The organism is Bradyrhizobium sp. CB3481 (genome assembly GCF_029714305.1).
GTDB lineage: Bacteria > Pseudomonadota > Alphaproteobacteria > Rhizobiales > Xanthobacteraceae > Bradyrhizobium.
This window is the reverse complement of the sequence record NZ_CP121647.1, coordinates 6392169-6416242: the sequence shown is the minus strand read 5'-3', so window position 1 is coordinate 6416242 and position 24074 is coordinate 6392169. Positions and strand designations below refer to the sequence as shown.

22 protein-coding genes and 1 riboswitch are annotated in these 24074 nt (G+C 63.8%); of the genes, 13 read left to right on the top strand and 9 right to left on the bottom strand.

The window, feature by feature from the left end; genetic code table 11:
* Entirely contained in the window at positions 1–885 is an 885-nt protein-coding gene (locus QA643_RS31115) for an ABC transporter substrate-binding protein (protein WP_283034981.1), read from the bottom strand.
* Here QA643_RS31115 and cobD point away from each other — a divergent pair.
* A complete protein-coding gene (cobD, locus tag QA643_RS31110; protein WP_283029485.1) occupies positions 877–1863 on the top strand; it encodes a threonine-phosphate decarboxylase CobD in 987 nt (328 codons plus the stop codon). The genes QA643_RS31115 and cobD overlap by 9 nt on opposite strands.
* 12 nt (positions 1864–1875) lie before the next feature.
* On the opposite strand, the gene QA643_RS31105 is transcribed toward cobD, so the two are convergent.
* From QA643_RS31105 to QA643_RS31095, 3 genes are read right to left on the bottom strand one after another with little or no spacing between them, the layout of a single operon-like run.
* Positions 1876–2658 carry an ABC transporter ATP-binding protein gene (locus QA643_RS31105; protein WP_283029484.1) on the bottom strand — a complete coding sequence of 261 codons (783 nt, stop codon included), beginning with the start codon at positions 2656–2658 and terminating at the stop codon, positions 1876–1878.
* The gene (locus QA643_RS31100; protein ID WP_283029483.1) at positions 2655–3677 is read right to left on the bottom strand and encodes an iron ABC transporter permease; all 1023 of its coding nucleotides are present in this window, start codon (positions 3675–3677) and stop codon (positions 2655–2657) included. The genes QA643_RS31105 and QA643_RS31100 overlap by 4 nt, the downstream gene beginning before the upstream one ends.
* Positions 3671–5740 (bottom strand): TonB-dependent receptor, encoded by a 2070-nt coding sequence (locus QA643_RS31095; RefSeq protein ID WP_283029482.1) that lies wholly within the window; start codon positions 5738–5740, stop codon positions 3671–3673. Before QA643_RS31095 ends, QA643_RS31100 begins: the two co-directional genes overlap by 7 nt.
* A gap of 31 nt (positions 5741–5771) precedes the next feature.
* A riboswitch (cobalamin riboswitch) is annotated at positions 5772–5968 on the bottom strand.
* A 151-nt stretch (positions 5969–6119) separates the two neighbouring features.
* Between QA643_RS31095 and bluB the strand changes: the two genes are divergently transcribed.
* From bluB to QA643_RS31035, 12 genes are all read left to right on the top strand, one after another.
* Positions 6120–6773, top strand: coding sequence for a 5,6-dimethylbenzimidazole synthase (gene bluB / locus QA643_RS31090; RefSeq protein ID WP_283029481.1), 654 nt, complete (start codon positions 6120–6122; stop codon positions 6771–6773).
* Between the two features lie 404 nt (positions 6774–7177).
* Complete coding sequence (locus tag QA643_RS31085) at positions 7178–8131, top strand: sugar-binding protein (RefSeq protein WP_283029480.1); 954 nt, start codon at positions 7178–7180, stop codon at positions 8129–8131.
* Between the two features lie 40 nt (positions 8132–8171).
* Entirely contained in the window at positions 8172–9674 is a 1503-nt protein-coding gene (locus QA643_RS31080) for a sugar ABC transporter ATP-binding protein (RefSeq protein ID WP_283029479.1), read from the top strand.
* Positions 9675–9685: 11 nt separating this feature from the next.
* A complete protein-coding gene (locus tag QA643_RS31075) occupies positions 9686–10741 on the top strand; it encodes an ABC transporter permease (protein WP_283029478.1) in 1056 nt (351 codons plus the stop codon).
* 82 nt (positions 10742–10823) lie between these two features.
* Entirely contained in the window at positions 10824–11867 is a 1044-nt protein-coding gene (locus QA643_RS31070) for a LacI family DNA-binding transcriptional regulator (RefSeq protein ID WP_283029477.1), read from the top strand.
* Positions 11868–11947: 80 nt separating this feature from the next.
* Positions 11948–13405, top strand: a complete 1458-nt coding sequence (gene xylB, locus QA643_RS31065) for a xylulokinase (RefSeq protein ID WP_283029476.1) — start codon at positions 11948–11950, stop codon at positions 13403–13405.
* Positions 13402–14724 carry a xylose isomerase gene (gene xylA, locus QA643_RS31060; RefSeq protein WP_283029474.1) on the top strand — a complete coding sequence of 441 codons (1323 nt, stop codon included), beginning with the start codon at positions 13402–13404 and terminating at the stop codon, positions 14722–14724. Before xylB ends, xylA begins: the two co-directional genes overlap by 4 nt.
* A 13-nt stretch (positions 14725–14737) precedes the next feature.
* On the top strand, positions 14738–15502 hold the full coding sequence (locus QA643_RS31055; RefSeq protein ID WP_283029473.1) for an ATP-binding cassette domain-containing protein: 765 nt from the start codon (positions 14738–14740) through the stop codon (positions 15500–15502).
* On the top strand, positions 15502–16584 hold the full coding sequence (locus QA643_RS31050) for an ABC transporter permease (RefSeq protein WP_283029472.1): 1083 nt from the start codon (positions 15502–15504) through the stop codon (positions 16582–16584). The genes QA643_RS31055 and QA643_RS31050 overlap by 1 nt, the downstream gene beginning before the upstream one ends.
* A gap of 89 nt (positions 16585–16673) precedes the next feature.
* Positions 16674–17606 carry a sugar-binding protein gene (locus QA643_RS31045; RefSeq protein WP_283029471.1) on the top strand — a complete coding sequence of 311 codons (933 nt, stop codon included), beginning with the start codon at positions 16674–16676 and terminating at the stop codon, positions 17604–17606.
* A gap of 92 nt (positions 17607–17698) precedes the next feature.
* Entirely contained in the window at positions 17699–18676 is a 978-nt protein-coding gene (locus QA643_RS31040; protein ID WP_283029470.1) for an aldo/keto reductase, read from the top strand.
* Positions 18677–18679: 3 nt separating this feature from the next.
* Positions 18680–19522, top strand: a complete 843-nt coding sequence (locus QA643_RS31035) for an amidohydrolase family protein (RefSeq protein ID WP_283029469.1) — start codon at positions 18680–18682, stop codon at positions 19520–19522.
* 44 nt (positions 19523–19566) lie between these two features.
* Here QA643_RS31035 and QA643_RS31030 read toward each other — a convergent pair whose 3' ends face one another.
* From QA643_RS31030 to QA643_RS31010, 5 genes are all read right to left on the bottom strand, one after another.
* Positions 19567–19839 (bottom strand): hypothetical protein, encoded by a 273-nt coding sequence (locus tag QA643_RS31030; RefSeq protein WP_283029468.1) that lies wholly within the window; start codon positions 19837–19839, stop codon positions 19567–19569.
* A gap of 153 nt (positions 19840–19992) precedes the next feature.
* A complete protein-coding gene (locus QA643_RS31025; RefSeq protein WP_283029467.1) occupies positions 19993–21156 on the bottom strand; it encodes a beta-propeller fold lactonase family protein in 1164 nt (387 codons plus the stop codon).
* 129 nt (positions 21157–21285) lie between these two features.
* Positions 21286–21768 (bottom strand): transcription elongation factor GreA, encoded by a 483-nt coding sequence (gene greA / locus QA643_RS31020; protein ID WP_283029466.1) that lies wholly within the window; start codon positions 21766–21768, stop codon positions 21286–21288.
* Positions 21769–21842: 74 nt separating this feature from the next.
* Positions 21843–23354 (bottom strand): ATP-binding protein, encoded by a 1512-nt coding sequence (locus QA643_RS31015; RefSeq protein ID WP_283029465.1) that lies wholly within the window; start codon positions 23352–23354, stop codon positions 21843–21845.
* A 233-nt stretch (positions 23355–23587) separates the two neighbouring features.
* Positions 23588–24073 (bottom strand): DUF992 domain-containing protein, encoded by a 486-nt coding sequence (locus tag QA643_RS31010; RefSeq protein ID WP_283029464.1) that lies wholly within the window; start codon positions 24071–24073, stop codon positions 23588–23590.
* Between the last annotated feature and the right edge of the window lies 1 nt (position 24074).

The window sequence follows — 24074 nt, the reverse complement described above, 5'->3', positions numbered from 1 at the left end:
TCAGCGCGCCACGCGCTCGAGTTCGGAAGCGAGCCGATCAAGGGCTTCCGACAATCTCGGGCCGCCGCATACGGTCAGCTTTTCAGGAACGACGATACGTTTCGATGCCGGGTAGAAGTGCTCCAGCGCCGGATGCAGCAGGAAAGCCCTGCCTTCGTCTTCGGCAACATCACCGGCCTCGGATACCAGCAGGAAATCGGGCCTCAGACTGACAATCGCTTCCAGCGAGGCGAACCCACCTAGTTTGAAACCGAGATCGGCGGCTGCATTGCTGAGGCCTGTGGTGGCCAGCAGCGAGTTCATCAAACTGTCGCCGCCAGGCACCCAGCCGCGCCTGGACAGCGCCAGCACCCGATAAGATTTGCGCGACACGACTTCGCGCGCATGCGCTATCGCCGCATCGAGCCTTTTGATTTCGGCAGCGGCCCGGTCAGGATGCTGCACGAGATCGCCCATCTGCCGGATCTGCTTTTTCACCTCATCGAGCGAGCGGGCAGCATCGAACTCGACGACAACAAGTCCTTTTTCCTTCAGCAATTGCCGTGTCGCGCGCTTGGTGAAGCGTCCGGCGACGACGATATCCGGCTTCAGAACCAACACGTCTTCGGCTTCGCCGGAGAGTTTCGGGAATTGCGCGGCCTTCACCGGGTCCCAGGACCGGGCCGGATCGCGGGAATAGGGACTGAGACCGAGAATCTGCTCCGGATCCGCCAATGTCACCAGCCACTGATCGGTACACAGATTGATCGACGCAAGCCGCGGCAACTCGGCGGCATATGAAGTGCTTTGCAGGCCGATGCAGCAGAGAATAGCGAGGGCGACAAGAACGCTTCGCAGCCTCTCGCATTTTAAGGCCGATGATGGCAAGAAGCGCGCATGAAGCATGGTGGTGACCTTACCGAGGCAATCGCGCGCCATGGCGGCGATCCCGGCAGTTGGCTGGATTTGTCGACCGGGATCAACCCCTGGCCGTGGCCGATTCCGCAGCATCTGCCGGAACGCGCGTGGCAGTGTTTGCCTTCGCGCGCTGAATCGGAGGCATTGCTTTGGGCGGCGCGAAAGGCCTATGGCGCGCCCGGTGGCGCCGGCATCGCCGCGGCGGCCGGGACGCAGGCGCTGATTCAGTTGCTGCCCTATCTGGCGGCGCCCGGGCCGGTAGCGATCGTCGGACCGACCTATAGCGAACATGCGCTCGCTTGGCGCAGTGCGGGGCATCCGGTGATCGCGATCGACGATCTCGCAGTTTGTCCTCCAGATGCCGCTCACGCGGTCGTCGTCAATCCCAACAATCCCGATGGCCGCGTCACCGATCGCGCCGCGCTGACACGGATTGCGACGCAACTGAAGGAACGTGGCGGTTGGCTTGTCGTCGACGAAGCGTTCGCCGATGTCGATCCGGCCATCAGCGCGGTCGCGTTGTGCCCCGATTGGCCTATAGTGATCCTGCGCTCGTTCGGGAAATTCTATGGCCTCGCCGGATTGCGGCTGGGATTTGCGGTCGGAGCGCCTGACACCATCGAGCGCATCGCCGCGGCGCTGGGTCCATGGCCGTGTTCCGGGCCGGCATTGTTGATAGGCACCGCGGCGCTCGGCGATCAAGCATGGGCCGATCATACGCGGAGCAAGCTTGAACAGCAGGCCCGCAAGCTCGACAAGGTTTTGGCGAATGCGGGTTTTGCGATTGCCGGAGGCACATTGCTGTTCCGGCTTGCCCGGCATCCCCATGCTTCGAGGCTGCACGCCGCGCTGGCGCAGCGGCATATCTGGTGCCGGAGTTTCGACTGGGCCGACGACCTCCTGCGGTTTGGCCTGCCGTCCGACGCCGCTGGTCTTGACCGTCTGGCGGCCGCGTTGAGCGATTAGCCGGGCCATCGGTCAAGCCCCGGCCCAGGGCACGATCACGGCCTCGTTGCGATAATCGGCGCGGTAGGCGCTGATCCGGAACACTTCGGCCATGACCTGCTCGGAAAGTGCCTGCGCAGGCTTTCCTTGCGCCACGAGCCGGCCGTTCGACAGCACGAGCACGGTGTCGGCAAACCGTGCGGCGAGGCCGAGATCATGCGTCACCACCACGACCAGCACGCCGCGGTCGGCGGCGCTGCGCAGGTTGAGCATGACGTCGATCTGGTAATGCGGATCGAGCGAGGCGGTCGGTTCGTCCGCCAGCACAATCGGCGCCTCGACCGCCAGCACCCGCGCCAGCGCGACCCGGCTGCGTTCGCCGCCGGACAATTCCGTAACAGGGCGTTCGGAAAACGCAGCAACATTGGTAACCTGCATTGCACGCAACACGGCCTGTTCGTCGCGCGAGGATAGTCGCGCCGGATCGGTGGCGCCGTGCGGGTATCGTCCGAGCGCGACCACGTCACTGGTCGGCAACGGCCAGTGAACCAGATGGCCCTGCGGCAGGTAGCCAAAACGCTTGGCACGCTCCCGCAGCGATAGTGACGACAAATGATCGCCGCTAACCTCGATCGTGCCGGTCGATGACACCAGTCCTGCCAGCGCGCGAAGCAGGGTGGTCTTGCCGGCGCCGTTCGGTCCCACCAACGCGACAAGCTGCCTTGAGGCCAGCGACAGCGAAACATCGTGCAGCACAGTTCGGCCCGCCAGCGTCACTTCGAGCCGCTCCGCAGCCAGCATCGGTTTTCCGCTCATGCGACGCCTCCACCGAGCGCCCGCCGCTCGCGCACGATCAGATAGAGGAAGAACGGCACGCCAATGATCGAGGTGAGCACGCCCACCTTGATGTCGGTCGTGGACGGAATGACCCGCACCGCGATATCGGCGGCCAGCAGCAGCGCCGCGCCGGCCAGCGCACTCGGGACCAGCAGGCGCGCCGGATCGTGGCCGATCAAGGGCCGCACCAGATGCGGGGCGACCAGGCCGATAAAGCCGATGGTCCCGCTGACGGCGACCGCGCCACCGACCCCCAGCGCGACGCCCGCGATCACCATTAGCCTCAACCGGCCGACATCGACACCAAGGCTTTGTGCGGTCTCTTCGCCGAGGCTCAGTGCGCGAAAAGCGCTGCGCTGGCTGATCAGGATCGTGGCGCCTGCGATGATGAACGGCAATGCGAGCATGACATGGCGGAAGCTACGGTCCTCCAGCGAGCCGAGCAGCCAGAACGCGATTTCAAGCGCGGCAAAGGGGTTGGACGACAGGTTCATCACCAGCGCGGTCGCCGCTCCCGCGAGACTGGAAATTGCCAGGCCCGAAAGGATCAACAACAGCAGGCCGGCATTTCTTCCGGCGATGCCGAGCAGCACGAACACCGACGCGAACGCCATCGTAATGCCTGCGACCGGCAGCGCGTAGGACCGGACGTCGGCTAAGCCGAGCGCAATCATCAGCACGGCTCCGAACGCGGCCGATTGCGGCGCGCCGAACAGGGAAGGCGAGGCCAGCGGATTGCGCAGCAGGCCCTGCAGCGCAGCGCCGGACAGGCCGAGTATCGCGCCGATTGCCAGTCCCAGAATCGTTCGCGGAAGCCGAATTTCCGCGACGATAATCAGCTGGACGTCGGTTCCGCCGCCGAGCAGGGCGTCGAGCACGGTGAGCGGCAACAGCCGCACGGGTCCAATGCCGAGCGAGCCAAGTGCCAGCAGTCCCACCAGCGCAGCAAGCCCGGCGGTTGCGATCACCTGTCGTCTTGCGGGATCGGCGCTCACCATGTGGCGCTAAACCCCGCATACGCCGCCGGACCGGTGGTACCGAAGTTGAAAACCTCCTGATAGTGTTCGTTCAGGATATTCTCGCCGCGCGCGAACACCTTCCAGTTCTTATCGATCTTGTACTCGGTATAGAGATCGACCCTTGTATAGGCATCGACCCGGTTGGTCTGGCCGGCGCTGCTGAAGCGCTTGGAAACGGTGAGTACACGGGGTTCGATCAGCCATCTGTCGGTAGGCGTGATGGTGAGCGCAAATCGCGCCAGATTCTTCGGCCGCCGCGCCAGCACCAGCCCGGTCGCGAGATCGACCGCGTGCAGATAGGTGTAGGCCGCATTGAATTTCACGTAGCCGGGCAGAAGATCGATGTTGGATCCGACTTCCAGACCATTAGTCTCGGCCCGTGAGACATTGAAATAGCATCCCGACGCATTCAACACGGGACAGGAGACGCCGGAACCGGCGCTCACAAAATCAATGAGGTTGGTGAATTTGTTCGCGAAGCCAGTGAGCGAAACAGCTACGCGGCCATTGAACAGACTTTGGTCGATGCCGGCGTCGTATCCAAAGCTCTCCTCCGGGGCAAGCGATGCCCCGCGGTTGCTAGAGTAGAGCTGAAACAAGGTGGGAGCTTTCGCGCCCGTTCCCGCGCTCGCGTGCAATTTGGTGCCGGTTTCAGAGATCGCATATGCTGCGGTAGCCCGCCAGGTCTCGAACCGGGAGACGCCCACCACGTCATCGACGCGGCCCCCCAGGGTGATCGTCAGACGTTCTCCGATCGGCAGTTGCCACAGCCCGAACAGGGAGTTGGTGTCCTGCTTGCCGCGCACTTGAGGCACATAGGCGGCAAATTTCGGCACGAAACTGGTTTGGAAAATATCCGCGGTCTCGTGCTGCGTTTTCGCGCCATAGATCAGCGAACCGAACGTACCCATGCGCAGGGTCGATTGATATTCGGCCCCCATGCTGTTTCCGGTATAGTCCGTGATGGTCGAAGACTTGACCAGGGGATAGGACAGTTCACTGAAGGAACGGACGGCCTGGGTCTCAAATGTATTGAGACTGTGTGTCCACCTGCCGTCGAGCGTATCCACGGAAGCTTTCGCCCACACCTGATCGAGCAGGCGCCGCGCCTTGAAGAAAGGAGCATCCGCACCCGACGCGTCATAGTTCGACCGGGTGAGCGTCGACAATATGCCGGTCTCAACCCGCACGCCGTCGGCATCGTAGCCAACCCGTGCGGAACCTCCCAATCGACTGAAACCATCCGGTTCAAGATTGCGATTTTTCGCTTCAATAGCGGGAATGCGATAGCCGTACCGCGAAAAGCCTTCGCTGCTCTGGCCGCCGCCGGTGAACGCATAGGACCACGGTCCTTGCGATCCGATCATCGATCCGGTTGTCGAGACCGTGCCGTAGCTTCCGCCTTCGGTGCGGACATTGAATTGCGCCGGGCCCGTACCCTTCTTGGTGATGATGTTGACGACACCGCCCATCGCGTCCGAACCATAGAGCGCGCTTTGCGGGCCTTTCAGCACCTCGATCCGCTCGATGGCGCTTGGGGCAAACATCGCGAAATCGAAATCGCCGCTCGCGGCGGTCGGGTCGTTGATCCGGATGCCGTCGATCATCACCAGCGTCTGGCCGGTATTGGCGCCGCGCAGCCGGATGTTCGCGGTCGAACCCGGACCGCCACTCTCAGAGATATCGAGGCCGGGAACGGTTCTAAGTGCGTCGACCAGCGAGCCGGGATTGCTGGTTGCCAGCGTCTCGCCCTTGACGACGCTGATCGAGCTGCCGGTGCGGCTGATGGGCTCGGGCTCCCTGTCGGCCGTTACCACCACCTCCGCGGGCTGGGCGGGAACGTTATTCGCAGCCGGCCGCACCGGGCCGACCCTGCTTCGATCTCGATCTTTGGGAGTTGTACGGGCCGGTTTTGGCGGAGTGTCCGGATTGATCACCACCGGCGGTAGTTGATCCGAGTTCGACTGCGCGTACGCAGCGCTGTGACAACAAGCCAACGCAACAATGGCCGCCGAGCCGGCAGCATATCCTAGCAAATTCATAATGCCCCTTCCGTCGACCCACCGTCGAACGAGTTGATTTCTCGTCAGCGGCCGGTCTCCTGGCTCGCGGTGGTCTGCGATCCGCCTTCCCAGGCTTGAAGCCCAGTGGCCGTTTGGATCGCGAATGCCGCTTACAGTTGCGGGGGCAGCTGCGGAGTAGGGGCAATTGCCCCGCACCGCATTCCCGTTTCACCTTCTTTCGAAGGCACCGATGACGAATCCAAATAAGCACAATAGCGCGCGCACTTCAAACACGTCTGAACAGGCGGCGGCGTCTATTCCTGTTGACGGTCATGGCGTGCAAGGGCTTTGAATTCCGCGGTTCTCACGCGATTCTCGCTCCAGACCGGGAAATTCCCGCGAAGCATAGGCAAAGGTCATGACCATCGATCCGCCAGCCGCGCCGCACTTCGACCAGGCTTTCCGCGCCCGCCTATACGATCTGTTTGGCTGGCGCCGCGACGTGCGCCGGTTTCGCAGCGATCCTCTGCCGCCCGGCCTGCTGGAGCGATTGATCGAAATCGGCTGTCAGGCGCCGTCGGTCGGGCTGTGTCAGCCCTGGCGTTTCGTGGTGGTGGACGACCCCGGCCGCCGGCAGAAGGTGATTGAAAATTTCGAGTCCTGCAACCGCGATGCGCTCAAAGCGTATTCTGGCGATTTATCCATTCGGTACGCCGCGTTGAAACTGGCCGGATTGCGCGAGGCGCCATGTCATCTGGCGGTGTTTGCCGATCGTTCGACAGGCCTCGGCCACGGTCTTGGCCGGCGCACGATGCCCGAGATGGCAGACTATTCCGTCGTGACTGCAGTCTTTTCAATCTGGCTTGCATCCCGTGCCGAGGGCATCGGCATGGGGTGGGTATCGATCCTCGATCGCCTCACAATCGCCGGGATACTGGATGTGCCGAAGGACTGGCGCCTGATTGGATATTTCTGTCTCGGCTATCCGCAGGCTGACGACGATCGTCCGGAACTTGAACGTGTCGGCTGGGAAGGGCGTCGGCCTGCGGGCGATTTCATTTTTCGGCGATGATCGCTTCTATGCATGCGACCAGTTGCGCACCGCGGTCCGACTGTACTCGAATGAGTTTCGCACCTCAAACTGCCGCCTGCTGGCCCTCAGGGCCATGAAGCAGGTTGCCGGCGGCCCTGCCACGATCAACGACACCGCCCCTGCCAGGCTGGCGTAAGCGTGCAGCGGATCAGGTCCTGAATCAGCGGGTCCTCACCACCATCAGGCGAGAAGGGCGGATTCCTGCAGTTGCACGCATGGCGGGCGTCTGGTATCTGAGGTGCGTGCCTCATTTATCTCGCGATCCGAGCTGACGATGCGGTCTGTAGCGCAGCCTCTGATGGCAGGAGATGGGGCGGTCGCTCAACAGTAGGAAGAGTTGGCCCCACTTAGATGGCCGACCACACGAAAACAGGGAGGGTGGAATGCAGCGTCTCTTGGTTGCGGGTCTTTCGGTCGCCTTTGCGGCAGCGCTTGGTTTCGGTTCGGCGAACGCGGCGGACAAGAAGGTTTTGGCATTCGTCGTCAATGGTGCGTCCGACTTTTGGAAGATCGCCGAGGCCGGCGTGAAGAAGGCGCAGGGCGAACTGCCCAAATACGATCTTCAGTTCAAATATCCTGAACAGGCCGCAGCCGCCGTGCAGCAACGGGTGATGGAAGACCTCGTGGCCGCGGGCGCAGCCGGCATCATGGTCAGCTCGGTGGATCCGAAGAACCAGACGGCGCAGCTCGACAAGGTCGCCTCCCAGACCGTGCTATTCACGACCGACAGCGACGCTCCGCAATCGAAACGGGTCGCCTATATCGGCTCTTCCAACACCGATCTCGGCAAGGAAGCGGGCAAGCTGATGCTGAAGGCTCTGCCGAATGGCGGCAAGTGCGTCGGCTTCGTCGGGCTGCCTGGGGCCGACAATGCACGTGAGCGCATCGAAGGCGTCAAGGAGACGATCAAGGGGTCGAAGATCGAGCTGGTCGACGTTCGCGGCGACGAGATCGATCAGACCCGTGCCAAGCGCAATGTAGAAGACATTCTCGCCGCCATGCCCGACGTCAGCTGTCTCGTCGGTTTCTATTCCTACAACACGCCGCGCATCTACGAAGTGCTGAAGGAGGCGGGCAAGCTCGACAAGATCAAGATCATCGGCTTTGACGAAGATCCGATCACGCTCGGCGGCGTCAAGGAAGGCAAAATCGTCGGCACCGTCGTGCAGCAGCCGTTCGAGTGGGGCTATCAGGGCATGAAACTGATGGCGAAATACATCGAGGGTGACAAGTCGGGCATTCCCGCGAACGGCATCATCATCGTGCCCGGCAAGGTCATCGAGCAGTCGAACGTCGACGACTTCATGGGGCAGATGAAGCAGATGCTTCGTAAGTAAGGGCGGGAGCGCCAAGGCCGTTCGCGGGGTGTCAGCGCAAATGCCAGAGCCGTTCCTCGAACTGGTCGATATCAGCAAGAGCTATCCCGGCGTGGTCGCGCTCGACCACGTCGGCCTGTCCGTATCGCGCGGCGAGGTGATTGCCCTGATCGGCGAGAACGGCGCCGGCAAGTCGACGCTGATGCGCGTGCTCGGTGGCGTGGTCGAGCCGGATAGTGGCGTCATCCGGCTCGAAGGCGTCGAGCGGCGGTCGCTCACGGTGGCCGACGCGATCAAGGCGGGTATCGCCTTTGTCCATCAGGAGCTCAATCTTTTCGACAATCTGGACGTTGCGGGTAACGTCTATATCGGCCGCGAGCCCGTGCATGGCGGACTATTGAAACTCATCGACCGCAGACGGCTGCATGCGCAGGTGCGGCCGCTGCTCGATCGTCTCGGCGCCGATTTCGAGGCCGATGCGCCGCTCGCCGAGCTGTCGCTGGCCCAGTGCCAGCTCGTCGAGATCATCAAAGCGTTGTCGCTCAACGCGCGCCTTGTCATCATGGACGAGCCGACGTCCAGCCTGACCCTGACCGAGACCGGCCGTCTGATGCGGGTCATCGAGGGGCTCAAGGCAGACGGTGTCAGCATCATCTTCATCACGCACCGCCTGAACGAGGTGATGCAATGTGCCGATCGCGCGGTGGTGTTGCGTGACGGGCGCATGGTCGGAGCGCTCAAACGCGCCGAACTTACGCCGGCCGCGATGATCCGCCTGATGATCGGGCGTGACCTGAAATCGCTATACGTGCCGCCGGCGGCCCCTCCCGGCGACAGCGTGCTCGAAATCGTCGGGGCCGTTACTGACACCTACCCGGACCGCGCCGTGAGCCTGTCGGTCCGCCGCGGCGAGATCCTCGGTCTCGCCGGCCTCGTCGGCTCCGGGCGTACCGAGCTTGCCCGCGCTATCTTCGGGATCGATCCGCTCCGCGGCGGTGCGATCAAACTCGATGGACAACCGATCCGCATTGCCATGCCGCGCGCGGCCATCGAGCACGGGATTTACTTGATTCCGGAAGACCGCAAGGGGTCAGGTCTGCTGCTCGACGTCTCGATCGCAGAAAACATCTCGCTGCCGGATCTGGCATCCTACCTGCGCTTCTGGATGGTGGACACCGCGCGCGAGACCGAGAACGCCCAGCGCCAGCACAAGCGCCTTATGATCCGCTCGCCTGATGTGGCCACGCCCGTGGGCACGTTGTCCGGTGGCAATCAGCAGAAAGTCGTGCTCGCCAAATGGCTCTCGATGCGGCCGAAGGTTCTGATCTTTGACGAGCCGACGCGCGGCGTCGACGTCGGGGCCAAAGCGGAGATCTACGACATGTTGCGCCGCCTCACCGACGCGGGTGTCGCGATTCTGATGATCTCGAGCGACATGGAGGAGGTTATCGGGGTCAGTGACCGCATCGCGGTCATGCACGAGGGTGCGATTTCAGGGTTTCTTGATCGCACGCAGTTCAGCGAGCACAATGTGCTTCAGCTTGCCGTCGGCCACACAGTCTAGGCGAGGGTACCTTGCACAAGAAAGACTTGAGCCTGCTCGTCCTGATCCTGGTGGTCGGCGCCGTTGTCGCCTTCATCAATCCACGTTTCCTTCTGGTCGGCAATCTCTCCAACACCGCCAACCAGATCGGGTTGTTCGGCATCATCTCCATCGCCGAGGCCTTCGTCATCATCATCGGCGGAATCGAACTGTCGGTCGGCTCGGTGATCGCACTGCTCGGCGTCCTGTTCATCGACCTGATCGTCAATCACGACGTCCACTGGCTCGTGGCCTTCGCCATCATTATTGCCGCCGGGCTGGCGATCGGTGTGGTGCACGGCACGCTCGTCACCAGGATGCGTATCCAAGCCTTCGTGGTCACGCTGTGCGGACTGCTGATCTACCGCGGCGCCGCACGCTATTATACCGAAGATGCCACGGCGGGTTTTGGTTTCGGCGCGAGCTTCCCGATGCTCGAATGGCTGACCGCGGGCCGCACCAACGTGTTGGGCTTTCCACTGCCACATAGCGTGGTGGCGCTGATCCTCGTCGCCGTGGTTGCCTGGGTCGTGCTGCACCGCTCCGTATTCGGGCGTTATCTCTATGCGGTCGGCAAGAATGAGGAGGCGGCGCGCTATTCCGGCATTCGCGCCAATCGCGTCGTCATCTCCGCCTACATTATCTGTGGCGGACTAACCGCGTTCTCGGCAATCCTGATCGCGATGTACACGCGCTCCATCTCTCCAGCGGTGCACGGCTCGTTCTACGAGCTCTACGCCATCGCCGCCGCCGTGCTCGGCGGCTGCTCGCTGCGTGGCGGCGAGGGCTCGATCATCGGCGTCGTACTTGGCACCGTGCTGCTCCAGGTGCTGCAAAATCTCGTCAATCTGCTGGGCATCCCGAGTTCCCTCAACTTTGCGGTGATGGGGACGGTGATCCTCATCGGTGTTGTCGCGGATCAGTATCTCACACAGCGCGGACGCCGCACCAAGGTTGCCAGGGAACGGCCGGAAACTGAACGGCCGGAAACTGAGCGGCCAGAAACCAAGATGGCCGCGCCGCTGCTCGATCGGGCGAAAGCAGAGTGACGGCTGGGGGTTACGGCCAGCTTCCATGTTTGTCCCTCAAAATGAGTTGCGTACCTCAAATAACCTCTGCTAGCCTTCAGCCATGAAGGAGCCGGACACCGACAGCCCGCTGACGCTCAGGGACATTGCCCGCCAGGCTGGCGTCAGCCTCGCGACGGTCGATCGCGTCCTGCACAACCGGCCCGGCGTGCGGCCGGACACGGTGCGCCGTGTCAAGGACACGATCGCGCGCAACTCGTTTCAGCCGCATGTCGCCGGCGCCGAGCTCGCCCGTAGCCGTTCACGCCGCTTCGCCTTCGTGATGCCGTCGGGGCCGAACCCGTTCATGCAGCAGATCGAGTCCTATCTCGGTGAGATGTCGAGCTGGCTGTCGGCGCGCCGCCTCGCGCTCAAGATGGTCGCGACCGACGTATTCGACGGCCCCGTTCTCGCGAGCGCGCTGGAAGCGCTTGCCGGCGAGTATGACGGGGCAGCGGTCGTCGCGCTCGATCATCCCGCCGTGCGGGCCGCGATCAACGATCTCGTCGATGGCGGCACCAAGGTGGTGACGCTGGTCTCTGACGTGCCGTCGTCGCGCCGCCATCATTATGTCGGCATCGACAACATCGCCGCCGGGCGCACCGCCGGCGCGCTGGTCGGGCGGCTCGTTGGTCAAAGATCCGGCAAGGTCGCGATCGTTGCCGGATCGCAAGGCCTGCGCGACCATGCCGAGCGCATCTTCGGCTTCAATCAGGTGATGGCAGCGGAGTTTCCCGGGCTTGACGTCCTGCCCCTGCTCGAAGGACGCGACGAGGACGAGCGCTCGGAACGGCTGATGTCGCGGCTGCTCGGTAAACATGCTGATATCGTCGGCCTCTACAATGTCGGCGCCGGCACGCAGGGCGTTGCCAAGGCGCTAACCGATTCCGGCCGCGAGAAGCAGGTGGTGTTCGTCGGCCACGACGTCACCTCGCTGACGCGCAAGCTGTTGTTGCAGGGCGTGATGGATGCGGCGATCTCGCAAAACCCGGGACATGAGGCCCGCGCCGCCGTGCGCGTGCTGCTCGCGCTCGCCCGCGGCGAGCCGATCCTGAGCGAACAGGAGAAGATCCGGATCGACATCGTGATGCGGGACAATCTGCCGTAGCCGGCGGAACTGATTGTAAGGCGGCCCGACAGGAGAAGGCGACAAAGATCTCCAATCTGGCGGGCAGGGAGGACGACGAAGTGTATCTCGGAATTGACATCGGCACGTCAGGTGTGAAGGCGGTGCTTGTGAACGAGGCTGGCGCGGTCGTCGCGACGGCCGCGCGCGAGCTTGCGCTTTTCCATCCCGCGCCGCTGTGGTCCGAGCAGGATCCCGACGCCTGGGTCGATGCCGCGATCGGCGCCGTCGACGATCTTGCATCCGCTCATCCGCGCGAGGTTGCGCAGGTGCGTGGCATCGGCCTGTCCGGCCAGATGCACGGCGCGACCTTGCTCGGTAAGGACGGCCGGCCGCTGCGTCCAGCCATCCTGTGGAATGATGGCCGGTCCCATGCCGAATGCAGGGAGTTGGAGGCGCGCTGCCCTTCGCTGCACGCGATCGCTGGCAATCTCGCAATGCCGGGCTTCACCGCGCCAAAGCTGCTGTGGGTGGCCCGCCACGAGCCGGAGATTTTCAAGCAAGTAGCAAAAGTGCTGCTGCCAAAAGCCTATGTGCGCTATCGCCTGACCGGCGAAATGGTCGAGGACATGTCGGACGCCGCCGGCACGCTCTGGCTCGATGTCGGTCAGCGCAGCTGGTCCGAGCTGCTGCTGCAGGCCACGGGCCTCGATGTCAGCCACATGCCGCGCCTGGTCGAAGGCAGTGAGACCAGTGCGGCGCTCGCGGGCGAATTTTCGCAGCGCTGGGGCATGGCGAAGGATGTCGTGGTCGCGGGCGGTGCGGGAGACTGCGCCGCGAGCGCGATCGGGCTCGGCGCCATCACCCCGGGCGATGCGTTCCTGTCGCTGGGAACGTCAGGCGTCCTGTTTCGCGTCACCGATAGTTTTGCGCCCGCGCCCGCATCGGCCGTGCACGCCTTCTGTCATGCGCTTCCAGGTCTCTGGCACCAGATGGGCGTGATGCTGGCGGCGGCGGCCTCGCTGGCCTGGCTCTCGGGCGTCATGGCGACGCCTGCCGCCGCACTGCTGGCGCCGCTCGGCGAAACCGTCCGCGGCCCGAGCCCGGTCAAGTTTCTTCCCTATCTCGATGGCGAGCGCACGCCGCACAACGACGCTGGCGCCAGCGGCGCATTCGCAGGTCTTCGCGGCGCGACGGGGCGCGATCAGATCGTCCAGGCTGTGCTCGAAGGCGTGGCCTTCGCCGCGCGCGACAATCTTGCGGCGCTCGGCAGCGCCAGCGCGGCGATGACGGAGGTCGATCTTGTCGGCGGCGGCTCGCGCTCGGCGCTGTGGGCCCAGATTTGCGCCGACGTGCTCGGCATTCCCGTCCACCGCGTCGAGGAGGGCGAGGTCGGTGCGGCGCTCGGCGCGGCACGGCTCGGCCGGCTGGCGGCAACCGGCGAAGATCTCGCGCAAGTCTGCACGCGTCCGCGGCGGCTTGCGAGCTTCACGCCACGCGCATCTGCGAAGTCTGCCTACGATGAAGCCTATCACCAATGGCGAAAATTATATCCCGCGCTGAAGGAGCTTTCCCTGTGAACGCATTACCCAAATTCTTCACGGCGAATGCGCCGATCGCCTATGGCGGCAAGGACGCCAAGAGCCCGCTCGCGTTCCGCTGGTACGACAAGGATATCCTCGTGCGCGGACGGCGGCTCGAGGATCACCTGCGCTTTGCGGTCTGCTACTGGCATTCGTTCTGCTGGCCCGGTGGCGATCCATTCGGCGGCGAGACATTCCTGCGGCCCTGGCATCATGGCACGGATGCAATGGCGCAGGCGCGGGCCAAAGCCGATATCGCCTTCGAGCTGTTTCGCTTGCTCGACGTGCCCTTCTTCACCTTCCACGACGTCGATGCCGCGCCGGAAGGCGGCTCGCTCGCCGAATCCGTCGCCAACCTCAACGCCATTGCCGACCTGTTCGAGCAGAAGATGGCGTCTTCTAAGGTGCGCCTGCTCTGGGGGACGGCCAACCTGTTCACGCATCGCCGCTACATGGCGGGTGCGGCGACCAATCCGGATCCGGACATCTTCACCTATGCCGCGGGCCAGGTACGGGCCGCGCTTGAGGTGACCAACCGGTTGGGCGGGCAGAACTATGTGCTCTGGGGTGGACGCGAAGGCTACGAGACGCTGCTCAACACCGACCTCAAGCGCGAGCTCGACCAGCTCGGCCGCTTCGTCTCGCTGGTCGTCGAGCACAAGCACAAAATAGGTTTCGAGGGACCGATCCTGATCGAGCCAAAACCGAAGGAGCCGACCAAGCATCAATATGATTATGACGTCGCCACCTGCTACGGCTTCCTGCAGCGCTATGATCTTCTGAACGACGTCAAGCTCAACATCGAACAGAACCACGCCATCCTTGCCGGCCATTCCTTCCAGCATGAGATCGCGCTGGCCCAGGCGCTCGGCGTGTTCGGCTCGCTCGACATCAACCGCGGCGACGATCTGCTTGGCTGGGATACCGACCAGTTCGCCATGAACGTGCCGGAGCTGGCGCTGGCGTTCCATGATCTTCTGAAAGGCGGCGGCTTCACCACGGGCGGCCTCAATTTCGACGCCAAGATCAGGCGGCAATCGATCGATCCGGACGATCTGATCCACGCCCATGTCGGTTCGATGGACGCCTGCGCGCGGGCGTTCCTGGCCGCGGCTGATATGCTCGATGCCGAGGCGCTGACGGCGCCGATGGCCGATCGCTACGCCGGATGGACGGCTGCCGAGGGACGCGCGATCCTCGCCGGTCAGCGTTCGCTGGCCGATCTTGCCGATCGCGCGCTGGCGCCGGGTTTCGATCCGCAGCCGCGTTCGGGCCGTCAGGAATATCTGGAATCGCTGGTCAACCGGTACGTCTGAAGCGAGGCCGAGCATGGAAACCGCAGGTAGCACCACGCAGCCGGTTCTGGAACTGACTGACATCGGCAAGGAGTTCGGCGCAATCCGGGCGCTGCACGACGTCGATCTGCAGGTCTTTCCGGGCGAGGTGGTCGGCCTGATGGGCGACAACGGCGCCGGCAAGTCGACGCTGGTGAAAATCATCGCCGGCAATTTCCGCCCGACCCACGGCGAGATCCGTTTTGGCGGCGATGTGGTCCATTTCCATCGCCCCATCGATGCCCGCGCGGTCGGGATCGAGGTCGTGTATCAGGATCTCGCGCTCGCCGACAATCTCACGGCGGCGGCCAATGTCTTTCTCGGCCGCGAGCTCAAGCGCAAGTTTGGCCCGCTCGCCTTTCTCGATCACAACGCGATGGCGGCGCGCGCGCTGGCACTGTTCGGCGAGCTGCGTTCGGAGACGAGACCGCACGACCTCGTCAAGCAGATGTCCGGCGGCCAGCGCCAGGCGGTGGCGATCGCACGCACCCGTCTGTCGAACGCCAGGCTCGTGATGATGGACGAGCCGACCGCGGCGATATCGGTCCGCCAGGTCGAGCAGGTGCTGAGCCTGATCCACCGGCTGAAAGAGCAGGGCGTCGCCGTCATGCTGATCTCGCACCGCATGCCCGACGTCTTCGCTGTCTGCGATCGTGTCGTCGTGATGCGCCGCGGCGAGAAGCGGGCGGACAAGCCGATCAGCGATACCAGTCCGGAAGAGGTCACCGCTCTGATCACCGGCGCGAAGGAGGCTGCGTGATGGCCATGCCGCTGGAATCCCCGATCTCCTTCACCAATGTCGGCCGCAGCAGATGGTGGCAGCGCGGCATCTTTGCATCGCAAACCGGCTACGTTCTGCTGGCGCTGCTGGTGCTGCTGGTCGCGATGCATTTTGCCAGCCCGTACTTCTTCACGCAGGGCAACATGCAGAACGTGGCGAAGAACTTTTCCTTCATCGCCATCGCCACCCTCGGCATCACCTTCGTGATCATTACCGGCGGCATCGATCTGTCGGTGGGATCGATGATGTGCTTCTCCGCCATGATTACGTCCATGGTGATGTCGGGCCTGTCGACGCCGGGCATGCCCGGCGCGTCGCTGTTCGTGCATCTGGCGTCCGACGGCAAGACCGTGGTTGCCAATGTGCCGGGGCTGATCCTGCTGGTCTCGATCCTGGCGGGGCTTGTCGTCGCGCTGATCGTCGGCCTCGTCAACGGCTTCTGCATCGCCGTGCTTGGGCTGTCGCCCTTTGTCACCACGCTCGGCATGCTCTCGATCGTGCGCGGTCTCGGCTATGTCGTCTCCAACGGGCGCGGCAGCTTCCCGGGCGGGCCGGACGCCGACTATTTCTACGCGCTGACATCGGGCGATCTGTTCGGCGTGCCGGCGCCGTTCATCTATCTGGTGGTCCTCGCTCTGGTCATGGCGATCGTGCTGCATCACACCAGCTTCGGCCGCCATGTCTTCGCGCTCGGCGGCAATGAGAAGGCAGCGGAATTGACCGGCATTCCGGTCGTACGGGTCAAGATCGAAGTCTACGTGATCTGCGCGCTGGCGGCGGGGCTGCAGGGCATCATCGTCTCGGGCTGGCTCGGATCGGCGCCGGCGAACATGGCGACATCCTACGAGCTCAATGTGATCGCGGCGGCGGTGATCGGCGGCGCCAATCTCGCCGGCGGTGTCGGCGGTTCGCTTGGCGCCATCGTCGGCTGCGTGTTGCTCGAGGTGATCCGCAACGGCCTCGTGCTGGCGCAGGTCAGCTCCTACTGGCAGCAGACGCTGGTGGGCGTGATCATCATCCTCGCCGTGCTGGTCGACCGCATCCGATCACGCATCACATGAGATTACTCCGGAGGAAGCAACGAACGCATCGTCTATCCGCCTTCCGGAGCACGCAATTCGAAAAGGATAGGCACAAAATGGAGGGACACATGAAGAAGATACTCCTTGCCGGCATGGCTATCGCGATGATGGCGACCCCGGCATTCGCCCAGACCTACAAGTTCGTGATCGTGCCCAAGGCGATGAACAATCCGTTCTTCGACGTCGCGCGCGACGGCTGCCTGAAGCGCGCCAAGGAGCTCGGCAACGTCGAGTGCATCTACAAGGGGCCGGTCGAGCATGAACCGGCGACGCAAGCGCAGATCATCCAGGATTTCGTGACGCAGAAGGTGGACGGTCTGGCGATTTCGGTCGCCGACGTCGCGGCGATGACCAAGTCGATTGACGCCGCGACGGCGGCCGGCATTCCCGTCATCACCTTCGATGCGGATGCACCGGGCTCCAAGCGCATCGCCTATATCGGCACCAACAACAAGGATTTCGGCCTCGCGCTCGGCAAGCAGTTGCTGCAGCTCAAGCCCGAGGGCGGCAAATATGCGGTCGTCTCCGGCGGTCCCGGCGCCAAGAACCTTGCCGAGCGCGTCGATGGCGTGCGCGAAGCGCTCAAGGGCTCGAAGTGGACCGAAGTCGCGGGCTCGCCGACCTTCTGCAACGACGATCCCGCGCTCGCGGTCCAGCAGATGGCGGACCTGCGCACGGCGACGCCGGATCTCGGGGCGATCGTCCCGGTCGGCGGCTGGCCGATGTTCGCGCCCGAGGGCTACAAGGCCTTTGTCAACAAGAATAAGAAGGACATCGAGGCCGGCAAGCTGACGCTTGTTGTCGCCGATACGCTGAAGATGCAGCTCGAACTGCTGCGCGACGGTTACTCCAACGCGCTGACGGGACAGCGCCCGTTCGAGATGGGCGAGAAGGCGATGGACACGTTGCTGGCCATCAAGAAGGGCCAGAAGGTTCCCGAGGTCATCTATACCGGTCTCGACCTCGTGACCAAGGACAACGTCGCTCAATTGTTGAAGTAGGAACGTTCGCCAGCCCCAACGTTCCTGCGCTACACTCCCTCTCTGGCTTGCCGGAGAGGGAGTGCTGCTTTGGACCTCGGAAGGATGTTGAAATGAAGCGTGCGCGGCTTGCGGAGGGGCTCGACGTCACGGCGATCGGTCTAGGAACCGCTCCACTGGGCGGATTGTTCTCGCCGGTCAACGATGCCGATGCAGAAGGGACCATCAAACGCGCCTGGTCGCTCGGTGTCAGGTTTTTCGACACCGCACCGCTCTACGGTTTCGGATTGGCCGAGCGCCGCCTCGGCGATTTTCTGTGCCGGCAAAAGCGGGATTCGTTCGCGATCTCGACCAAGGTCGGGCGCCTGCTGCGTCCCGCCAACGCCGCGCCGGAAGACGATCACTACAAGGGAACGTCTGCAGAGCGGCCGCAGTTCGATTTCAGCTATGACGGCGTGATGCGCTCGGTGGAAGAAAGCCTCACCCGTCTCCGGCTCGACCGCGTCGATGTGCTGCTCGTCCACGATCCGGATGACCATTACGAAGATGCCATCGCCGGCGCCTTCCGCGCGCTCCGGCGCCTGCGCGACGATGGCACCGTCAAGGCAATCGGCGCCGGCATGAATCAATCCGGGATGCTCGTCCGCTTCGCCGAGGCCGCGCCGGTCGATTGCTTTTTGCTCGCTGGTCGCTACACGCTCCTCGACCAAGGCGCGCTGACGACATTGTTTCCGGTCTGCCAGGCAAAGGGCATCGGCATCATTCTCGGCGGCATCTACAATAGCGGCATCCTCGCGAACCCGGGAACGGGAGCGAAGTTCAATTACGAAGACGCGGATGCGGCGCTCGTCACCCGCGCGCTGGCGCTGGAGGCGCTGTGCCGCAAGCATGGCACGGAGCTGAAGGCCGCGGCAGTCCAGTTCTGCATGGCCCATCCGGCGGTTACGGTCGCGCTGCAGGGCGCGCGCAACGCCGCCGAGGTTTCGGAGAATATCGCGATGGCCGAGCGGCCGGTGCCGTCAGCCTTCTGGCAGGAACTCCGCGAGCGCAAGCTGGTCGATGCGGCGGCACCACTGCCGGATGGAGCCTGACCCATGGTGATTGACGCCCATCAGCATTTCTGGGATCCCGCACGCGCCGATTATCCCTGGATGGAGGCGCCTGAACTGGCGCCGATCCGCCGCGCTTTCGGCCCCGCCGATCTCGCGCCGCTGCTCCGCGCCAACGGCATTGACGCGAGCATCCTCGTGCAATGCCGTTCCTCGATCGAGGAGACCGAGGAATTCTTGCGTGTCGCCGCAGCGACGCCCTTCGTCATCGGTGTGGTCGGCTGGGCCGATCTGACGGACGGCGCGGTGGACGAGACGCTCGCGCGGCTGTGCGGCTTGCCGGGCGGCGACAGGCTGGTCGGCATTCGCCACCAGGTGCACGACGAGAGCGATCCGGATTGGCTGCTGCGCGAAGATGTGCAGCGCGGCCTCGCCGCCCTGTTTGCGCAAGGTCTCACTTACGATCTGCTGGTGCGCACACGCGAATTGCCGGCGGCGATCGCAACCGCGCAGGCCTTTCCGCAAGGGCGCTTTGTCCTCGATCACGCCGCCAAGCCGCCGATCGCTGAAGGCTTCAGCCGTGAATGGGCCGATCTTGTCGCCGCGCTTGCGGCCAGCAGTAATGTCTGGTGCAAGATTTCGGGCCTCGCTACCGAAGCCAATTGGGACGATTGGGATGCAGAACGCCTGCTTCCGTTCGTCGCGCATGCCGCCCAATGCTTTGGCGAGGATCGGCTGATCTTCGGCTCGGACTGGCCTGTGTGTCTGCTCGCGGGAAGCTATGGCGCCATCAAGGGCGCGATTGAGGCGTGCCTGACGAAGCTCGGTGCGCAGGTGCGCGACAAGGCGTTTGGCGCGAATGCCCGGCGGGCTTATCGTCTTCCTTAGTCGCAAGCCGGCCGTCACCGGCGCGATGCGGCCCACGACGGGCATCAGTCACGCGAGAACACATTCTTTATCTGCACCAGGAAGGTGATCAGCCACGCGGCCGCATACATGCCGGCAAGACCAAGCGCCGTCCTGCGATCGATCAACGACAGGTTTGTCCACCACCAGATCCGATAAAGCCATAATCCGGTTGTGGCGACGCCGAGCAGGCAGACCAGCATCTTGAGGAAGGACGAGTGCGCGACACCCAACGCGCCGAACAAGAGCGTTGCTGGAATAAGAAACAGCATACAGGCAGATATCAAAGTCTCGTTCATGGCTCCTCAAGACATCTACGAATCGCGGGCTGTTCATGCAGTTTGCAGCAAGCTGTATCCTTCCGGAAGAGAAGCCGATGCGACAAAGCCCCGGAGTGGCCCGGGGCTTTGCAGCTCAGAACAAAGAAGTCGCTCAACTCAGCAGCGCGCTCGTCATTGGACGTCGACAATCTCCACCCAGTTCGCGCCGTTGCCGACCGGGTAGCGGCTGGGCTCGCCCAGCTTCCCCGTGCTCTGGTCGATCTTGTAGACCGACAGGCGATCCGACTTTTCACCTGATGCGACGAGATACTGTCCGCTCGGATCGATCTTGATGCCGCGCGGCTGGGTCTCCGTCGCGAAATTGGCGACATAGGCGAGCTTGCCAGTGCCGGGCGCCACCGTGAACAGGGCGATCTTGTTGGTGGTGCGTTCGGTCGAATAAAGGAATTTGCCATTGGGCGTGATCTGGACGTCGGCCGCCCAGATTTTCGGCTTCTCTTCCTTTGGTGCCGCCGCTGCTGCTGCTGCGGTGCCGGCCGGCGCCTGCGGCGCGCCCCAGACAAGGCCGGCCTCCGCCGGCACCGAGCTGATGCTCTTGACGAGCGTCAGCGTTCCCTTGGCGGTATCGATGGCATATTGCGTGACGTGCCCCGACAGCTCGTTCAGAACGTAGAGGTTCTTGTTATCGGATGAGAACGCCATGTGGCGCGGGCCGTGACCGGCATCCGGGCTGACCGACGGCGGCTCATTGGGCGTGAGCTTGCCGGTCTTGTCATCGAACGTGAACTGCAGCACCTGGTTGGCGCCGAGCGTAGTCGCGTAGACGAATTTGTTGCCGCGGTCGGGCAGGATCGCATGCGCATTGCGGCCCGTAGGGATGACCTGGATCGCTTCTTTCTCGACCAGTTCATTTTCCCCGATCGGGCTCACCGCCAGCTTGTCGCCGCCATAGGAGGCGGTGAACAGATAACGCCCGGTATGGTCGGTCGACACATAGGGCATGCTGTCGGGAAGCGGCGCCGATGCCTTTTGCGCGAGCGCACCGGTCGCGGGATCGATGGCGTAGGTCAATACGCGCGTCGGCTGCGAACGTATCACGGCATAGAGGTGCTTCTTGCTCGGGCTCACCGTCATCGGCATCACCAGCTTGCCGGCCTCGGTCTTGCCGATCGGTGTCAGTGCGCCGGTGGCGGTGTCCATGCTGTAGGCGTCGATATTGCCGTCCTGCGCATTCGACACGTAGACGAACGTCTTGGCGGCGGACATCGAGGTCACTCCGATAGTGAACAGCAGCGCGAACGCGACGCGCGTCGCTGCGCTCTTTGGCATCTTCATTTTTGCTCTCCCCAGACCTGTCAAAAGTCGTTGTCGGCCGCAGCCTGCGCTGAGACCTCATTGTAACTCCGAGGCTCAAGGGCAGCATACCCTGTCAAACAAGCAGACCGAAGGGGCAGCTTCGGGGACTTACGAGATCGCCATGATCTCGAACTCCTGACCGGATGCGCCGACGACATCCCCGACCGCTTTGCCCATCAGAAGCCGTGCCACCGGGGATACGAAGGAGATGGAGCCGGCCTTCGGGTCGGCTTCGTCCTCTCCCACGATGTGATATTTCTGCACGCGGCCATCCTCGCGCCTGAAGGTCACGGTGCTGCCAAAGGCGACCGTATCGGTCGACGCCGGATCGGGCATGACCTGGGCGGTTCGGACTCGCGCCGCGAAGTAGCGCGCATCGCGCAACGGGTTTGCACTTTGCCGCCGCCGTTCGTTGACGTCCTCGATCTTCTGCGCCGCCTCGTAGGCCTCCTGCGCCTCGCGGAGCTGGAATTCGAGGGTCTTCAATCCCGCTGCGGTCACGAGGTTCGGGTGAGGCGAAACCGGGCGGTCGGGAAGCAACGTCTCCGATGCCGTTTCCGCACTGTCTTCCTTGGTGAAGGCGACGCTCAAGGCAAAAACTCCTTCAAAGTAGCGCAATGCTCAGCGATTTACACCGCCGGGCGAGGCAGGCGCTATCGGCTACATCACAGAGCCGAGGAGGGGTAACCCAGCTCCGCCGGAACTTCCTCGGCATTGGGGTCGCCCGGTGCCGTCGCCCAGGCCAGTTCGACCAGCGTCACGATTCGCCGGCCGGCGCCGTCGAGCTGGCAGACGATCAGGCCCTGCTCCTCGATATAGCTCAGAAGGCGCCGCGCCCGGCGCAGCGAATGCGAGCCATAGGCGCGGGCAATCGCCGCATCGCCCGGGCACGGCCAGCCTTCCTTCGCGGCGCGCGCGATCATCATGAAGACGCCCTGCATATCCTCCGGCAGGAGTGAGGCACGGACCGAGACGTCCTGCCAGCCGTCATCCTCGGTTACATCGGAGCCGAGCCCGGCGCGGGCGCGCGTCAGCATGCGGCGGAATTCACCGAGATCAGGCACGGTCGCGCCGAGGCCCTCGATCCGGCAGCGGACCACGAATTCCTGATAGAGGACGCCGATGGCGCGGAATCCCGCGTCGGGCTCCGCCATGATGGCGCGCAGAATACGGTCCACCCGTTCACGCCGCTCCGCCAGCTCCTCGGCGCTGAGGGGCTGCTCCGCCGCGTCGGGGCGGATCTCCTGCGCCGCTGATTTCGCCGCCATCAGCTGGTTGAGCAGATCCGGCGGCGGGGTCCGGCGCTGCGGCCGGTTGGTCTCGGGCGGCGGTGCGGCCAGGATGATGGCGCGTGCATCGGGCGTCGCCTCCGGCAGCGGCATCAGGCGCGGAGTCGCGTTGCGCGGCGCGGTCTCGGTTGCACCAATGCGCAGCTCCAGCGGACGGCGCGAGAGCGCCGGTCCCAGCGCCATGAATTGGCCGCGCTGCAGATCACGGAAGGCTTCCGCCTGCCGCCGTTCCATGCCGAGAAGGTCGGCGGCGCGCGCCATGTCGATATCCAGGAAGGTCCGGCCCATCAGGAAATTGGACGCCTCGGCCGCGACGTTCTTGGCGAGCTTCGCCAGCCGCTGGGTGGCAATCACCCCGGCAAGTCCGCGTTTGCGGCCGCGGCACATCAAATTCGTCATGGCGCCAAGCGAAAGCTTGCGCGCCTCATCCGTAACCTCGCCGGCGACCGCGGGCGCGAACAGCTGCGCCTCGTCCACCACGACAAGCATCGGGTACCAATGGTCGCGCGCGACCTCGAACAACCCATTGAGGAACGCCGCCGCGCGCCGCATCTGGTTTTCGGCGTCGAGCCCCTCGAGATTGAGCACGGTGGAGACGCGATGAATGCGCGCGCGCTCGCCGGCGACCTGCAGGCCGCGCTCGGTGTGGTCCTCGGCATCGATCAAGAGGTGGCCGAAGCGGTCGGCAAGCGTGACGAAGTCGCCTTCGGGATCGATGATGGTCTGCTGCACCCAGGGCGCGCTCTGTTCGAGCAGCCGGCGCAGCAGATGAGATTTGCCCGAGCCCGAATTGCCCTGCACCAACAGGCGGGTCGCCAGCAGTTCCTCAAGGTCCAGACCCGCCGGAGCGCCCGCCGTCGTGTGCCCCATCTCGATCGCAACGGTCATGTCCCGACTCAAAGTCTCCTCAAGGCAGGCGGGCTTAACAATCTGATCGCACCCCGTCGAGCGCCGATGGCCGATGGCTGCCGTGTTCTCCACGGCTGGTCGCACGATAGTGGATATGTTGTGGAATGTGCCGCCGGTTTCGAAATTTCTGCGGCACCGCGCCGAAATGGCCAAGGACCCGGCCTAGTAAATTCTCGCCGCTGCGGTAAAACGCGCAGGTCCTCTCGGCTGCGTTATCGCCGTCCTCTTTCGCCGAGGGTCAAATGGGTCACCGTCGCCGCGAGATTGACGCCGATCGCGCGCTCGGTGGACAATGGCTGCAAGACGACGCTTCGGCGGGAGCCACCGATCAGGACGTTGGCGCCAAAGCCGGGGCCGAGTGCAACATTGCCGCTGGCTCCCACATAGCTGCCGCGCATGGTGCCGGGGCCAATCCGCGAGTTCCTGGCAAAGACGGCCCAGGACAGAACGCCGCTGCCGGTGACGCCGAGGTCGAGCCCGACACGCCTGATCCGTCCGGCATAAATGTAGCGTTGCGCGGAATTTCGCCGGTAGAATACGCAACGCAGCGACTGCGTCGATCCGACGAGGAATCCGATTCTCGGGCTCGTGGAACACAGGAGACGGCCGGCCCTGAACATCTCGCCTTGCGCAGGCGTTGCGATGGCGAGATTCAAGGCGGAAACGCACAGGGCGCAAAGCAATTGTTTCGTCTGCATC